Origin of the sequence: Paenibacillus sp. FSL P4-0176 (assembly GCF_037975265.1) — a bacterium.
Lineage (GTDB): Bacteria > Bacillota > Bacilli > Paenibacillales > Paenibacillaceae > Paenibacillus > Paenibacillus amylolyticus.
This window is the reverse complement of record NZ_CP150242.1, coordinates 795,571-810,959: the sequence shown is the minus strand read 5'-3', so window position 1 is coordinate 810,959 and position 15,389 is coordinate 795,571. Positions and strand designations below refer to the sequence as shown.

At 46.7% G+C, this 15,389-nt stretch carries 14 protein-coding genes; 8 read left to right on the top strand and 6 right to left on the bottom strand.

Annotated elements, in window-relative coordinates:
- Nucleotides 1-82: 82 nt before the first annotated feature.
- The gene (locus MKY95_RS03775; RefSeq protein ID WP_076320366.1) at nt 83-1,384 is read right to left on the bottom strand and encodes a polysaccharide deacetylase; all 1,302 of its coding nucleotides are present in this window, start codon (nt 1,382-1,384) and stop codon (nt 83-85) included.
- Nucleotides 1,385-1,624: 240 nt separating this feature from the next.
- Here MKY95_RS03775 and MKY95_RS03770 point away from each other — a divergent pair, with 240 nt between their 5' ends.
- The 6 genes from MKY95_RS03770 (at nt 1,625) to MKY95_RS03745 (ending at nt 7,754) form a co-directional block, all read left to right on the top strand.
- Nucleotides 1,625-2,272 (top strand): DedA family protein, encoded by a 648-nt coding sequence (locus tag MKY95_RS03770; protein WP_036614070.1) that lies wholly within the window; start codon nt 1,625-1,627, stop codon nt 2,270-2,272.
- 133 nt (nt 2,273-2,405) lie between these two features.
- Complete coding sequence (locus MKY95_RS03765) at nt 2,406-3,920, top strand: spore germination protein (protein ID WP_051449560.1); 1,515 nt, start codon at nt 2,406-2,408, stop codon at nt 3,918-3,920.
- A gap of 20 nt (nt 3,921-3,940) precedes the next feature.
- A complete protein-coding gene (locus tag MKY95_RS03760) occupies nt 3,941-5,143 on the top strand; it encodes a Ger(x)C family spore germination protein (protein ID WP_051447347.1) in 1,203 nt (400 codons plus the stop codon).
- 6 nt (nt 5,144-5,149) lie between these two features.
- Entirely contained in the window at nt 5,150-5,386 is a 237-nt protein-coding gene (locus MKY95_RS03755) for a hypothetical protein (protein ID WP_017690729.1), read from the top strand.
- An 18-nt stretch (nt 5,387-5,404) separates the two neighbouring features.
- Nucleotides 5,405-6,529: an endospore germination permease gene (locus MKY95_RS03750; RefSeq protein ID WP_076320365.1), complete on the top strand. Its 1,125-nt coding sequence runs from the start codon at nt 5,405-5,407 to the stop codon at nt 6,527-6,529.
- 97 nt (nt 6,530-6,626) lie between these two features.
- Nucleotides 6,627-7,754 carry an endospore germination permease gene (locus MKY95_RS03745; RefSeq protein ID WP_076320364.1) on the top strand — a complete coding sequence of 376 codons (1,128 nt, stop codon included), beginning with the start codon at nt 6,627-6,629 and terminating at the stop codon, nt 7,752-7,754.
- A 91-nt stretch (nt 7,755-7,845) separates the two neighbouring features.
- Here the strand turns inward: MKY95_RS03745 and bcp are convergent, their stop codons facing one another.
- Genes bcp through MKY95_RS03725 form a run of 4 tightly spaced genes read right to left on the bottom strand, consistent with a single transcriptional unit; the run spans nt 7,846 to nt 10,989 of the window.
- Complete coding sequence (gene bcp, locus MKY95_RS03740) at nt 7,846-8,310, bottom strand: thioredoxin-dependent thiol peroxidase (protein WP_036668208.1); 465 nt, start codon at nt 8,308-8,310, stop codon at nt 7,846-7,848.
- Nucleotides 8,311-8,355: 45 nt separating this feature from the next.
- A complete protein-coding gene (locus MKY95_RS03735) occupies nt 8,356-9,141 on the bottom strand; it encodes an ABC-2 family transporter protein (RefSeq protein WP_036614076.1) in 786 nt (261 codons plus the stop codon).
- A 5-nt stretch (nt 9,142-9,146) separates the two neighbouring features.
- On the bottom strand, nt 9,147-9,941 hold the full coding sequence (locus MKY95_RS03730; protein WP_036614077.1) for an ABC-2 family transporter protein: 795 nt from the start codon (nt 9,939-9,941) through the stop codon (nt 9,147-9,149).
- 1 nt (nt 9,942) lies between these two features.
- Nucleotides 9,943-10,989, bottom strand: a complete 1,047-nt coding sequence (locus MKY95_RS03725; protein ID WP_036614079.1) for an ABC transporter ATP-binding protein — start codon at nt 10,987-10,989, stop codon at nt 9,943-9,945.
- A 212-nt stretch (nt 10,990-11,201) separates the two neighbouring features.
- Here MKY95_RS03725 and MKY95_RS03720 point away from each other — a divergent pair, with 212 nt between their 5' ends.
- Together MKY95_RS03720 and MKY95_RS03715 are read left to right on the top strand one after the other, a co-directional pair.
- Nucleotides 11,202-12,245 carry an LCP family protein gene (locus MKY95_RS03720; protein ID WP_047841428.1) on the top strand — a complete coding sequence of 348 codons (1,044 nt, stop codon included), beginning with the start codon at nt 11,202-11,204 and terminating at the stop codon, nt 12,243-12,245.
- A 131-nt stretch (nt 12,246-12,376) separates the two neighbouring features.
- Entirely contained in the window at nt 12,377-13,696 is a 1,320-nt protein-coding gene (locus MKY95_RS03715; protein WP_036668212.1) for a glutamate-1-semialdehyde 2,1-aminomutase, read from the top strand.
- A 211-nt stretch (nt 13,697-13,907) separates the two neighbouring features.
- On the opposite strand, the gene MKY95_RS03710 is transcribed toward MKY95_RS03715, so the two are convergent.
- Complete coding sequence (locus MKY95_RS03710; RefSeq protein WP_076320363.1) at nt 13,908-15,302, bottom strand: PLP-dependent aminotransferase family protein; 1,395 nt, start codon at nt 15,300-15,302, stop codon at nt 13,908-13,910.
- Nucleotides 15,303-15,389 lie beyond the last annotated feature (87 nt).

Below are 15,389 nucleotides of genomic sequence, written 5' to 3'. Positions count from 1 at the left end.
CATCAGCATTCCTGAACCATAGTAATCTATGATTCAGTGTTGCCCGGAAGTAGAGAGAATAGTCCTGCAAGAATGACTTTCTTCAGATCATTTTATACATAAATATGTTGTTCATTGCCGAAATGGATCTGGAAGTGCCCGCCTTTACCGTCCACTCTGCTTCATTACTGGTTAAGGAATTCACCCTCAACCCCATCTGCTCCAGTAGCTCACGTAACGGAACCCAGATGGTTCCACCTTGACTCTGTACTGCTCCCGTTTCAATTGCCCCGGTTGTAGTCAGTGTTCCACTCACACTGTCTGCATGAATCGTTCTTTCCTTCCATACTGCTATGGCCGTCCTTGTTTCAGAGTCCCAGCGAGTGCTGCCCCCGAATTTTTTCATGAAAGTACGCAATGGCACCATGATTCGCTGCCCCTCCATGCGGAACTCGCCCGGTTGCAAGGTAGCTGCAACCAATCCCACCTCTACCTTCAACTTCTTGCTTGCAAGCCATAACGTCGCGTTCGCTTCTACATGCTCTGCGATCCAGGCCTTTCCTGGCGCCTTGCGGGCCTTATACTTACCATCTGGATGTACACGGAATTGAACTGGTTGATCCGTACTCTTTATGGTGTCAAAACGATATCCATGATCACGATAATATTTGATAATACCCGGAAGTGCTTTTACCGTTTCAGCATGTGCACCACCGTCATGCATCAGGACAATGACGGAACGTGCTCCCGCAGGTACTTTGGTGGAATTGCTGAGGATCTCTTTGGCCGGAACACCTCTACGCTTGGAATCTCCACTGTCGACGTTCCAGTCCATGACGGTGTATCCACCCAGTTGGAGCAAATCAAAATAACTCTGGTCAAAATGCCCGTAGGTACCGCCTGGTGCTCGCACCAGATTCGGACGGAAACCGGTTATACGCTCCAGCACTTCCTCTGTCTGCTTAATCTGTTTCCAGAACACTTTAAAATCACTGTACAGCTGTTCGTATTGATGATTAAACGTATGATTGCCCAAAGCATGTCCATCCTCCACAAGCCCACGGATTAACTCCGGATACCGCTCTGCCTGCTCACCCAGCACAAAAAATGTAGCCAAAACCTTCTCCTTACGCAAAATATCCAATACTTCACGGGTATGGTTACCCGGTCCATCGTCAAAACTCAGATAAACTACCTTGTCTTGAGTATTCTTATCTTCCGGGATTGGATCACCTGAGCCGGAAGCAGAAGATGCATAAGCCGTGCCTGCATATACAGCAAATGCACATAACAATATCGCAATACGCATGAGAATGACAGACCACTGTCCAGCTAAAAACATATGTATGGTTGTTGCAGAGTTTCCCCCTAATTTCTTGATTCTGAATTCCGGTCTCTGTACCATTTACGAATCGACCTCCACCGTCTCTAGTAATTTGCTGATAGACTTCAGCAGATTTGTTAGAATTATATGGAGGCTACATTGAAAAAAGACGTGATTTTGTTTAATATTTTTTCACAATTTGCTATGTAGCCTGATTGATTCTTCGCTTCAGATTAGGTAGCATAATGAACAGGCAGAACACATTAAAACACCTTGGAGAGTATTCATGCTCCCACCCCGTATTCAGGAGAGTGAAATCTATTGGAATTGCTTGAGAAGATCCAACATCTGTTTGGGTCCTACGGATACAGCGTTTTGTTTTTTGGCTTGTTGCTTGAATTCATCGCACTTCCCTTTCCTGGTGAAACAACGATGGCTTACGCAGGGTTTCTCTCCTACAAGGGGCATCTGGACTTCGGAATCCTCACCATACTGGCTTTTCTGGGAACAACGATTGGCATGACCATCACTTATTTTATTGGAGCCAAAGCAGGACTGCCCTTTATAACACGATACGGAAAATGGTTTCTGATGAAGCAGGACAAGCTCGATAAAACGCAAAAGTGGTTTGCCAAGTATGGTAATGCCTTAATCTTCATCGGTTATTTCATTCCGGGTGTAAGGCATTTCACCGGGTATTTCGCGGGCATAGCCGCTGTTCCCTTTCGCAAATTCGCTCTCTACGCCTATTCAGGCGCACTGTTCTGGGTTGTATTGTTTCTGGGCATTGGCAAAATATTTGGCCCTCAGTGGAACGCCGTATTCCATCTGGCTCATCAATATGCAGCATATATCGTGGGAGGAATCGGCCTATTGCTCATCGTAGCCGTGTTCTATCGTTACCGCAAAGCATGGGCAGCAAGATCCACCGTATCCAAGCCAGCCCCTGTTCGACAAAGACAAAAGTAAATTCGGACAAAAGTCCATCTATAATAAGCAGGCAAGGAGTTGCGAATAATCGCAGCTCCTTTTTTTTGTGATAATCCGAATTCATCCAGGTCATACTAACTTGAAAATATAGGGTGTATAGTGAGGTGAAGGCATGAGTGAATCGTCGCTGGAACGCCAAGATCAGAGGCAAATCTCTCCGGATCTAAGCGAAAATATGGAATACTGCAAGGAAGTGATGGGGAACAGCAACGACTTGATGATGCGCCCTCTCCAGTGTTTACATAAATGGCCTGCAGTCATGTTGTACATTGATGGATTAGTGGATGTGCAGATCCTGAATCACTCCATTATGGAATCATTATTGCAAAAGCGTGATCTCCCTGAATTCTCTGCAGACGATGAACATCTCAGCTACCTCCAGAATGATATCTTGATCGCCAGTGATGTATTGCTGGTCGATGATATGGATGAAGTAATGAATGCACTTCTTTCGGGATCAGCTATCTTACTGCTTGAAGGATCTGTACGAGGATTGAAGATTGGTGCAGCAGGCTGGGAAGATCGATCCGTTGGAGAACCTGTCTCCCAAACCGTCGTTAGGGGGCCTATGGAAGGCTTCAACGAAAACCTGCGTACCAACACATCATTGATCCGCAAACGAATCCGTAATCCTCATCTTTGGATCGAAGAAAGAGAAATAGGTCAGGTTACCAAAACCCGAGTGGCTGTGCTCTATCTGGAACATATCGTGGATCAGGAGATTGTAAAAGAACTGCGTCGAAGACTCGATGAGATCGATATCGACAGTATCCTTGAGAGTGGATATATCGAGGAACTTGTACAAGACGAAACCAGAACTTTATTCCCCACGGTTTACAATAGTGAACGTCCAGATACGGTTTGTGCTGCTTTGCTTGAGGGTAGAGTAGCCATCATCGTGGACGGTACGCCTTTTGTGCTGCTGGTTCCCGCCTTGTTCGTGCATTTCTTCCAATCGCCGGAGGATTACTATCAACGGGCCGATATCAGCACATTGATTCGCTTGATTCGTTATCTGTCCTTTTTTATCGCTTTACTAGCTCCATCCTTCTATATTGCCATTTCCACCTTTCACCAGGAAATGCTGCCGACCAACCTGCTCATCAGTCTGGCAGCCCAGCGTGAAGGCGTTCCTTTCCCCGCCTTCATTGAAGCCATACTGATGGAACTGACCTATGAAATTTTGCGAGAAGCAGGTATACGTATTCCGAAAACGGTCGGTCAGGCCGTTTCCATTGTCGGAACACTGGTCATTGGCCAAGCCGCCGTAGATGCAGGAGTTGTCTCCGCAGCAATGGTTATTATCGTTTCCATAACGGCCATATCCAGTTATGTCATTCCAGAGAATGGACTGTCTATCTCTGTCCGAATTTTGCGATTTGTATTGATGATACTCGCGGCAGCTTTTGGATTCTACGGTATTCTAATTGTTCTGCTCATTACGGTTACACACCTGTGCAGCTTGCGTTCTTTTGGCGTACCATATATGTCCCCCTTTGCACCTCTAATTCAGAAAGATCTGAAGGATACGCTGTTTCGTGTGCCCTGGTCCCGTATGAAAACACGGCCACTCTCTACGGGTACACCGAACAAAACCAGACAAACCACAAAAAAAACGAAGCGTTAATTCGGTAAGGAGAACAACGTATGAACAAGTGCTTCCGATTAATTGTATGCATTGCATTCCTACTCCCTCTCCTTACCGGATGCTGGGATCGCCAGGAGCTGAATGAACTTGGCATTATGCTGGGTCTTGGTGTAGACAAGGATGGCGATTTGATTAAAGTGAGCGCTCAGGTCGTTGTGCCAAATGAAGTTTCCTCCAAGTCAGGGGGAGGCAATGGCACTCCTGTCACGCTGTACGAAGCGTCGGCGCCCACGCTGTTTGAAGCAATTCAAAAGCTGACCGAGACAAGCCCACGCCGTATATTCATGGCACATATCCGTGTACTGGTGTTCAGTGAAGAATATGCCCGTAAAGAGGGCATCTACGATGTTATGGAAGCATTAATGCGAGAACCTACTGTCCGGCCCGATTATTACGTCATGGTTGCTCGAAATACTACAGCTTCCAAGGTATTGGACACACTTACTCCATTAGAGAATTTACCTGCAGAGAAGTTATTTAATTCTCTGGACGTGTCTGCCAAGACCTGGTCTCCTACAACGACTGTAACCGGTGATCAGTTGATGGAATATATGCTTACTTCCGGAATACAACCCGTAATCACTGGTGTAGAGATTTTTGGCAATTCAGAGAGAAGCGGAAGCAAAGACAATATTGCGACGATTAAGTCCAAAGCTCGTCTAGTTTCAACAGGATTGAGTGTATTCAAAAAAGACAAACTGATTGGCTGGTTAACGGAAGATGAATCCAAAGGGTACAACTATATCCGCGACAATGTCGTATCTACCATAGGTCACCTGCCTTGCCGAAAAGGAGGAAATGTGACTTTTAAAACCCTTCGCACCAAGACTCAACGAAAAGCAAAGGTCATTGATGACCAACCTGTGATCCACATCAAAATTAAAAATGTATCTTCCATTGGTGCAGTAGAGTGTGGAATCAAAATTGGTTCGATGAAAACACTCAAAGAGTTGGAAAAGGACAGTGAGGAGCGATTGATAGAACTGATGGAAAAATCCGTGAATTCAGTGCGGCGAAAGTTCCATATTGACATTTTTGGATTCGGTCAGGAAGTTTATCATGCCGATCCTAAATTTTTCAAGAAAATTGAAAAGGATTGGGATCAATATTTTGAGAATCTGGATGTTAAATATGAAGCCAATGCACAGATCAAACGTGTAGGTACACTGGATGATTCATTCAAGGAGGATTTGAAGGAGTGAGACCGGATGTTAATTACAATTACTGTCATTGTCATAGGAGGCCTTGTAGGCTTGGTTGATCTTCCAGGTCTCATCCGTCGCAAGGAATGGAGGGAAACAGCAGTGTACAGCGGAATGCTCGTCATAGCCACAGGGTTCAGTGTGATTGCAGCCAACCTGTGGGATTTCCCCAGTCCACTCTATATCATCATGTGGATCTATGAACCTGTTAATCAATTCCTGGCACATCTGACGGGAACCTAGAAAAAGGAGAGGACCATTATGCTGGAACAGGGGCGCCTTGGAACAAGACAATTGACCACGCTCATCTTTATGATGGTGGTCGGGGATATGATGCTGATCTACCCCTCGGTCATCACGTCCTATGCCAAACAAGACTCCTGGATTTGCGCTTTTATAGGCGTTCCTCTGGGGATGGCACTGATGGCCATGTTCCTGAAGCTATGTAGCATGCACCCAGAAAAAAATCTGGTGCAGATGGCACGAAGCATTCTAGGGTTCTGGCCAGGTACTTTCTTTTCCTGCTTCTACCTGTTCTTTTTCATTATTGGCGCTTCCACACATACGAGAGAAGTCGGCGATTTCATGACCACTCAAATCTTCCCGTACACTCCCCTTCGCATCATCATTCTGATGTTCGTCATCGTGATCGCCTGGGGAGTGTCTCATGGATTAGAGGCGATGGGGCGAAGTAGTGAACTACTGATGCCCGTCGTTATTGTGTTTATTGTCGTTCTTGCAGTCTGCCTGCTTCCTCAGATTGATATCAGAAATTTGAAGCCAGTAAGTGATACGGGTGTTGTCTCTATCTCGCAAGGCATTCTGGTAAGCATTATATATCCAATCGGTGAAGTCGTTCCTATCATGATGATACTGCCCTATGTTGCCAAGCAGGCTCATCGAACACGGGACGTAATTATTGCAGCTGGCCTAGGTAGTTTGGTATTGGCAACACTCGTTACCATATCGTTGCTGGTCTTGGGTGCCTTTCTTACGCAACATAACATATATGCTTCGTTTATTTTGTCCCAGAAAATCAGTATTGGGAACTTTTTTGAACGTATTGAAGCCATTATGGCCTCTTCCTGGCTGATCTCTACGTACTTCAAAGCGATGATATACTTATACGCCTTTATTGTTGGTTGTGCGGAACTGTTCAAGCTTAAGCAGTATCAGATACTGGTACTCCCTGCGTCCATACTTGTGTTCGGATTAGCCAATCTGATCTCACCAAGCATTACTTTTATCGTGATCACCATTGTTCCATATTGGGTAGATTGGGATACTACACTGGGGATCATTCTGCCGGGTTGTCTCCTGCTGATACAATTGCTCAAGTCTTACAGAACATCATCGGTTACTCCAAACAATTCCTCACAGGAATGAGTGCTTTTTTTGAGGGAAGGAGCCTGGTTTAGATGGAAAAATGGAGTTCATCCATGAAAGTCATCCATGCTGAATATAGAGAAGGAGAACGGTGTCTATGTTAATTAAGGAGAAAATCACCATTAGGCAATTTGCAGTCCTTACCTTTCTCGTCATGATTGGGGACATGATTCTACTCTACCCCTCCGTGGTTACTGCTTCGGGTCAACAGGATGCGTGGATCTGTTCTCTTATCGGTCAACCGATCGGCATGCTCATCATGTGGGTGCTATACAAACTTCATCAGACGCATCCTGATCTTTCTCTTATTGAAATCTGCCAAAAAATACTTGGCCGGTGGGCAGGGTCTGTTTTAGCAGCTGCATATCTATTTTATTTCGCCATAGGCGCTGTCATATGTATCCGTGAAGTCGGTGACTTTATGACCACACAGATCTACCTTCAGACCCCCATCCGAGTCATTCTAATTATCCTTATGTGCGCTCTGGTCTGGGGGCTTATGCATGGCTTGCATACAATAGGAGGAAGCAGTGAAATGCTGACCCCAATCGTTGTTGCATTTATGATTCTATTATTTATGGGGCTGATGCCCAAAGTAGATAGTTCAAATCTACAGCCTTACTTGAACACCCCTTGGCTTCATCTGATGCAGTCTATCATTAGAGGAGCATTCACTTCCTTTGGTGAACTCATCGTGATCACCATGGTTCTTCCTTATGTGATGTCCGGGCCTCACATCAAACGTGACATGTTACTCGCTACTTTATGTGGAGGGCTGTTACTAACCACATTGTTGGTCATTTCACTGATGATATTTGGCCCCTTTCTGACCCAGCATGACATCTACATCTCCTATACCCTGTCCCAGAAAATTAATATCGGGAATTTTTTCGAGCGAATTGAGGCGTTCATGGCAACCGCTTGGTTAATTGCTACCTATTTCAAGAGTCTGCTGTATATGTTCTCCTTTGTCGTTGGAACAGCTCAGCTATTTCGGTTAAAGACATATAAACCTCTCATCCTGCCATCAGCGATGTTATTATTCGCGTTAGCTGTACTGATTTCTCCCAATGTCATTTTCTACACCAATACGATCATGCCCGCTTGGGTGGATTGGGATATCACGGTAAGCTTTATTATTCCGCTATTCCTACTGCTTGTGCACCGGCTTCGTTCGGGCAAGAGCAAGAACAATTCAACCAATCATAAACGATTGCCCACCTAAAAAGGCTGTGTTCACGGTAAATTCCGCGAAGCACAGCCTTTAATGATGAAACGGTTAAGATGTATTTATTCACACATGTCTAGTTCATTAATTACAATGTCTTCAAAGCCTCAAGCGCAGCCTCGATATGTCCTTTGACCCGAACTTTGGACCAGTCCTTGATCAATTTCCCCTCTTCATCAATCAGAAAAGTGGAGCGAACCATACCCATGTACTCCTTGCCATACATTTTCTTCAGCTGCCATACACCGTATTGCTCGGCTACAACGTGCTCTTCATCCGACAACAAGGTGAAAGGCAGTCCATATTTGGCGATAAACTTGTCATGTTGTTTCATCGGATCGGTGCTGATTCCGAGAATGACCGTGTTCAGCCCTTCAAATTCAGCATGTCGATCCCGGAAATCACAAGCTTGTTGCGTACAGGACGAGGTCATATCCTTGGGGTAAAAATAAAGCAGTACCCGCTGTCCGCGGTAATCCGAAAGCTTTACTGATTCTCCCGTACTGGACGGAAGCTCAAAATCCGGTGCCAATTCGCCTACATTTAACGTCATGTCAGTTCCTCCCTAATCTCCCCCATGAAATGCTATAGGGCGTTATTATGAACCTGCTCCGCGATACCGCTTCACGCCAAAATTCCACAACAGCAAGCCCATCGAGCCAAACACCAATCCCATCACAGGTGTAAGCAGCGCCATGCGATGCATCTCGGACCTCTCCAGGAACAACGCTGCGGGATAGATCCCCACAAAGGCAAACGGAATGATCCAGGTTAACAGCACCTGAATAGCACGGTTATAGATCGTTACCGGGTAGCGTCCATATCCTTGAATGTTATACATCAACGGCAGGATACCTGTTGGCGCGTCCGAATAAAAGGACAACGAAGTCAGGGTGGTATAGATGCCGGCATAGATCATGACTGAGCTGAGTGCCAAAATAATTAAGGCAGGGATATGCCACCACTCCAGCATCAGACCCATCTCTGCTCCGCTGAAGATCATGATGATCAAGCCGATAAACGAGCCCACGAGTGCAGGCGGGTCCACATTTTCAAGCAATATCTGGAACAGGTTATGTGCTGGACGTGTCAGGATCCGATCCATCTCACCTTTGACGATGTACCGCTCACTGAATCCCCACAGATTGATAAAACAACTGAAGATGCCATAGGGCACCATAAAATATCCATAAACAAAGAGCACTTCACTCTCACTCCAGCCGCCCAAGTTATCCGTGTGGCGGAACACCACAAAGATAAAGATCAGGTTGGTTGCCTGGAACAGCAGATCCGATAGGATCTCCACCCAGAAATCAGCACGGTACGTGAGTCGTGTTTTCATGTAATTTTTCAAATATTCCCAGATCAGACCCATATAGTACATATCTGTTATCCCCCTTGCACGAACAGACGCTTGCGCGCCTTACGCCAGATCAATACCATCGGAAGCAGCAGTACGGCAAACCAGAACACCTGAATACCGAGTACACTCCAGATGGCGGTACCTTCCACTCTTCCAGTGAACACAGAACCGGGCAGATACGTAATGGCCTGAAAAGGCAATACTTTCATCACCGCAGACATCCAGCCTGGATACAGGCTGATCGGGATGATTAGACCGGAGAACAAATCAACCACAACGCGTTTCATACGCATCATGCCTTCATTGTTTTCCACAAAGAATGCCGCCAGTCCCGTTATCACATTAATCTGGGAATTAATGAGGAAACTGAAGAACAGCATGACGAGAAAGCCAATCCACGCCGATGGCGCCGTAGGCAATTCAACCGGGAACAGCAGAATGGCAATGAGCATCCCCGGAATCATGAGCAGCAGGAAGCGGAAAATACCTTCGCCAAGACCCTGCATCATTTTGACCATAACGTAATTGATCGGCCTGATGAATTGAATCGCAATGGAGCCATCCCGTATATCTGCGGCAATCTCCCGGTCCAGGTTGTTAAAGTAAAAGGCACGTGCCATCCAGGATACAGCGATGTAAGTGGTCATCTGCGCTGCCGTGAAGCCGCCGAGTTCACCACTGCTACCGTAAATAGCTTGCCAGGTAAAGTAATACACGCCGATATTCAGCGTATATATCAAAATGCCGGAGTAATAATTCACCCGGTATGCCAGCATCGTTAGAAAACGGATGCGCATAAAATCAATAAATGCACTATTCATCTCAGGATACACCCACCGCTTCTTTCCCTGCTCCCACAATCTCGGGACGCTCGGCGGAACCGGATTGGTAAATACTGCGCACAATCTCATCCGTGTTAATCTCAATAATCTGAATATCGGTAATATCAGCTTGTCCAACGACACGTCCGAGTACATCCGAAACATTCAGTTCAAGTGGAATCCATACGGATGCGGACAATTCATTCTCAACCGTCCAACGTACAGGCAACGCAGCAGTCCATTCCTGCATCTGACTGATGTTGTGAGCTGAACCAAATTTGAAACGGATCTCCCGCTCCTTACCCCACTGGGACTTGAGATGATCCAGACCTCCATCATAAATGATGTTGCCTGCATCAAGCATGATGACCCGGGAACACAGTGCCTCAATGTCCTGCAAATCGTGGGTTGTGAGCAGAATGGTCGTTCCATGCTCCTTGTTCATGTCTTTCAAGAAATCCCGAATTTCCGACTTCACCACAATATCCAAACCAATGGTTGGCTCGTCCAGGAAAACAATACTCGGATTATGCAACAAGGCTGCCACTAACTCGCAGCGCATACGCTGACCGAGACTGAGCTTCCGTACCGGACGGCTTAACAGGTCCTGGAGCTGCAATCGCTCAACTAGTTCATCCAGCCGTTTGCGGAAATCGACCTCTCCGACACGATATACTTTGCGCAATAAATGGAAGGATTCGATAACGCCAATATCCCACCACAATTGACTGCGCTGACCAAAAACAACACCGATATTCTGTACAAACTTCTCCCGTTCCTGATACGGAACATATCCACCAACCGATATTTGCCCTGAAGTAGGCACCAAAATGCCGGTCAACATCTTGATCGTTGTTGATTTACCGGCACCGTTCTCCCCAATATATCCGCATATTTCACCCTGTGGAATCTGAAACGAAATATCATTTACAGCCAATACCTCTTGGTATTGACGTGCAAACAGGTCCTGGAACGCGCCCTTCAGCCCACCTCGGCTTTTCTGGACGCTAAACGACTTGCGCAAATCTTTGACATCAATCGCCAGCATGATTATACCTCACTTGGATTTTGTTGAAATTGCTTGTAGCCCAAAAAGAAATTATAATGGTATCAGTCAAAATTCAGCAAGCTTTAAAATAGTCTGGAGCCGCGTCCTGCCCTTATGTTGGGAAAAGATGTGTACGGAAAGCTTCGACTAGTTCTTACTTGAATACTCGAACTCGTTTTTTTATTTCATCTCAAATACAAAGGAGAGCTAGCATGACCAGAAAGACGAAGAGAACCATATGGATTTCTCTTGCCGCCTTCGTGTTAATTATTGGAGGAGCAGCGGCATATTATTTCGGTTCTATTCTCAATCAGTTGGACGGTTTGGCAAAGGACGGCGACGATTCACCATTCGCAGGCATCGAAAATGTGGAGAAAGTAAATACGCCTGACCCACCCAAATGGGAAGGCACAGAAACGGTAAATATTCTCGTTATGGGTGTCGATGCACGTGGATTGAAAAAAGGTGAAGTTCCTCGCTCCGACAGCATGATGGTTGTATCGCTCGACCCACTGACCAAAAAAATCAATCTGTTCTCCATTCTGCGCGACACTTACGTCAATATTGACGGATATGGCAAGGAGCGGATCAACACCGCTATCACCCATGGTCCTAATGCAGCGATGCAAGCTGCCGGCGACCTGCTCGGCATTCCTGTACAGTATTATGTGTATACGGATTTCCAGGGATTCATCAAATTGGTGGATGCCGTTGGCGGTGTTGATTTTGATGTGGAGAAAGACATGCACTATACAAGTAAAGCTGACAATAACGAATACGATATTGATCTCAAAAAAGGATATCAGCATCTGGATGGCGAGACAGCGCTCATGTACGTTCGTTTCCGTCATGATGCGATGTCGGATTTCGCTCGGTCCGAACGTCAGCGTGAATTGCTGAAAGCTGTAACAGCGAAAATGCAGTCAACAACTACCATTGCCAAACTGCCTGCCATTCTGGAACAGGTTAATCCTTACGTAGATACAAATCTAACACTCTCCGACATGTGGAAGCTGGGTGGACTCGGATACCAGAGCAGCATGAACGGCAGTGAGCAGATTCCGCCAATGAACCTGCTGAAAGAAGAACGTACAGCAGGCGGTGCGCAAGTATTGACGGTTACCAATGAAGAGAAATTGAAGCAGCATATTCAGGATATTATTCACCCGCCTGCTACAACGGATGATAGTACAACCAGCACCGAAGATAAAACAGCCAGTGGTGACGATCAGAAGTCAGAGCAACCGGCTCAGTAATCTAAACATGCAGAGGGCAGCCATTACGCTGCCCTCTCGTTGTGCCCGGCTATATCTTTATGAGAAAATCATCATATCTTTCTGTGGCTTGTTTCTTTATCATATTTTGAATTACGAAAGGAAGTTATCTTATGAATACATCACGTTCCCGTTCCGAACTTTTATATGCAGAAGCACTCGAACATATTGTAGGAGGTGTTAACAGCCCTTCACGCTCGTTTAAAGCCGTTGGTGGTGGTGCACCTGTATTTATGAAAAAAGCCCAAGGCGCCCACTTCTGGGATGTTGATGACAACCGTTATATTGACTATCTGGCCGCTTACGGTCCGATTGTTACAGGACATGCTCATCCGCATATTACACAGGCCATTACGGAAGCAGCGGCAAATGGCGTGCTGTACGGTACCCCAACAGAGCTTGAAATCAAGCTCGCCAAAATGCTGAAGGAAGCCATTCCTTCCATGGATAAAGTGCGTTTTGTAAACTCCGGTACAGAGGCGGTTATGACTACAATTCGGGTCGCTCGTGCCTACACCAAACGCAACAAGATCGTAAAATTCGCCGGATGTTACCATGGTCACTCCGATCTGGTGCTTGTCGCTGCCGGTTCAGGCCCGTCCACGCTCGGAATTCCTGACAGTGCGGGAGTTCCGGCCAGTATTGCACAAGAAGTCATTACTGTGCCCTACAATGATCTGGAAGCCCTGAAGGATGCTTTGGAACGCTGGGGTGATGATGTCGCCGCAGTCATGGTTGAACCGATCGTTGGTAACTTCGGTATGGTTATGCCGGAACCTGGCTTCCTGGAAGGTCTCTGTGCCATGACACGGGCCAACGGATCACTGGTTATCTATGACGAGGTCATTACGGCTTTCCGTTTCCATTACGGTTCTACTCAGACGTATGCCGGACTCGATAATCATGCAGAGATTGAACCGGATCTGACGGCTCTTGGTAAAATTATTGGTGGCGGCCTGCCAATCGGAGCCTATGGCGGCCGTAAACACGTTATGGAGCAGGTTGCTCCGCTTGGGCCGGCTTATCAGGCGGGAACGATGGCTGGTAACCCTGCATCCATCTCGGCTGGTATCGCATGTCTGGAGGTCCTGCAAGGCGCGGGTGTATACGAGGAGATGGAACGTCTTGCTATCGACCTGACGGCAGGTCTGCAAGCTTCTGCTGACCGTCATGGGATTGCTCTGACGATCAACAGGATTCGCGGTGCATTCTCCACCCATTTCTGTGACCATCCGGTTACGAATTATGATCATGCCCAAGACACGGATGGAGAGCTGTTTGCTTCCTTCTTCCGTCACATGTTGGACCGTGGCATTAACCTGGCTCCATCCAAATATGAGGCGTGGTTCCTGACCACGGCTCATACAGACGAGGATGTTCAGGCTACATTGGAAGCCGCAGAAGCTTCCTTCAAGGCGATGGCTCAGGAATAAATTAGATATTTCCATTCACAATGTAGCGTACAAGATGCATCGTTGATAGATAGCAACTCAAGGAAAAGGCGTCCAACAAGTGATCAACTTGTGTGGACGCCTTTTGTTATTATATACAGACAGTGGTGAGTGGCCAATACGACTAGATAGATGCTGAGTGTAACAACTATATGCGTATTATTGTAATGGCCTTGCTGTTATAGCTTTGTCTTTATCTCTGCCTGATCTGAAGTTTCAAAATTTCCTCACGGATCTTCTGCATCCCTTCCTCGATTCGCTGCTTCGGCACATTGGAGATGTTCAAGCGCAGCATCTGATCCTTATGCGCCTGATATGTTCCCTCCGGATGATACCGTTCTGTCGTATCAACGATGACTCCGCGCTTTTGAAGCCGGGATAGCAGAACACGAAGCGGCATATCACCCGCCAAGGGCAATACGGTATGCTCCCCTCCTGTTCGAGGAGCTTCCATAAATGGAGCAAAGTCTGGATATGAGTCCAGTTGCTCATGCACCGTGTGCATCCGGGCAGCATAGCGGTTACGAATCACTTTCCTGTGATGAGCAAACATTCCGCTGTGGACATAGATCTCCAGAGCAGCTTGAGACAGAACAGAAGTGTCGATATCGAGCATTTTTTTGTAAGCCCCAAAAGATTGAATTAGTGGTGAGGGCAGAACAGCTACACCAATGCGCAGACCTGGAAACAAAATTTTGGAGTAACTTTTCAGATAGATGACCCGGCCTTCGGTATCATAGGACCATAGCGGGTCCTGTTTCGTATTGTCCTCCAGATCGGCCAGATAATCGTCCTCTACCAGATAGACATCGTACCGCTGTGCAAGCCGGATTAGTTTCTTTTTCTCAGCAACAGTCAAAGATGTGCCAATCGGATTGTGAAAGCGCGGCATGACATAGAAAAACTTGATATCTTCCTCAGCGAACTGACGTTCAAGTGATGCCCAATCCAGCCCGTCCAGGGCACGTCTCACACCGGCAATCGGCACATTTAATCCACTCAGTAGCGAGGGCATATTATGATAGGTCGGTAGTTCAAGCAGTACTTTTCTCTTTCCATTGGGAAAAGGCATCAATGCAAGTACAGCCAGTGCCTGTTGCACACCTGACGTGATAAAGAACTGCTCTGTTCTCGCAAACACCTGATAATCCGCAAACTGCTTCTGCAACAGGATGATAAGCGAAGGTAATCCCTGATCCGTGCCATACATGAATAACTCTGCTTGCTTCTTCTCCATCGCCTGATCCACACAATGACGAAAGTCTGCATAAGGGAAGACCCGTGGATCAGGAGCAGCCGAAGCGAAGTCCAACGCTCCCTGCCAGTCCATGTCCTGAGCACCTGTCCCGTTCTGTACGGCATAATAACCGGATTGAGGTATGGCATACACCAAATGCCGCTGTTCCAGCCACTCATATGCACGAATAGCCGTGCTTACACTGCATTGATATTGTTCTGCTACAACTCGAACGGCTGGCAGTCGAATGCCCTTATCTGCCCACTGGCGACGATCCTGCTGCTGCATCTGTTCCTGAATCCATTGCTTTAACGCTTCGGCAATCACTTCGTATTTTCTCAATGCACCCATCCCTCTCCAACAACTGTACCGATACAGTTTAACCTTTTATCTATTGTAGCACGATGCACCTGGCAGTATATTGAATAAGGCCAGCAC

Excerpts from the sequence above, each read along its gene's own strand:
- MKY95_RS03735 (WP_036614076.1), bottom strand. The coding sequence starts at position 9,141 with ATGTACTATATGGGTCTGATCTGGGAATATTTGAAAAATTACATGAAA.
- MKY95_RS03775 (WP_076320366.1), bottom strand. The coding sequence starts at position 1,384 with ATGGTACAGAGACCGGAATTCAGAATCAAGAAATTAGGGGGAAACTCT.
- MKY95_RS03745 (WP_076320364.1), top strand. The coding sequence starts at position 6,627 with ATGTTAATTAAGGAGAAAATCACCATTAGGCAATTTGCAGTCCTTACC.
- MKY95_RS03730 (WP_036614077.1), bottom strand. The coding sequence starts at position 9,941 with ATGAATAGTGCATTTATTGATTTTATGCGCATCCGTTTTCTAACGATG.
- MKY95_RS03765 (WP_051449560.1), top strand. The coding sequence starts at position 2,406 with ATGAGTGAATCGTCGCTGGAACGCCAAGATCAGAGGCAAATCTCTCCG.
- MKY95_RS03755 (WP_017690729.1), top strand. The coding sequence starts at position 5,150 with ATGTTAATTACAATTACTGTCATTGTCATAGGAGGCCTTGTAGGCTTG.
- MKY95_RS03750 (WP_076320365.1), top strand. The coding sequence starts at position 5,405 with ATGCTGGAACAGGGGCGCCTTGGAACAAGACAATTGACCACGCTCATC.
- MKY95_RS03720 (WP_047841428.1), top strand. The coding sequence starts at position 11,202 with ATGACCAGAAAGACGAAGAGAACCATATGGATTTCTCTTGCCGCCTTC.
- MKY95_RS03715 (WP_036668212.1), top strand. The coding sequence starts at position 12,377 with ATGAATACATCACGTTCCCGTTCCGAACTTTTATATGCAGAAGCACTC.
- MKY95_RS03760 (WP_051447347.1), top strand. The coding sequence starts at position 3,941 with ATGAACAAGTGCTTCCGATTAATTGTATGCATTGCATTCCTACTCCCT.
- bcp (WP_036668208.1), bottom strand. The coding sequence starts at position 8,310 with ATGACGTTAAATGTAGGCGAATTGGCACCGGATTTTGAGCTTCCGTCC.
- MKY95_RS03710 (WP_076320363.1), bottom strand. The coding sequence starts at position 15,302 with ATGGGTGCATTGAGAAAATACGAAGTGATTGCCGAAGCGTTAAAGCAA.
- MKY95_RS03725 (WP_036614079.1), bottom strand. The coding sequence starts at position 10,989 with ATGCTGGCGATTGATGTCAAAGATTTGCGCAAGTCGTTTAGCGTCCAG.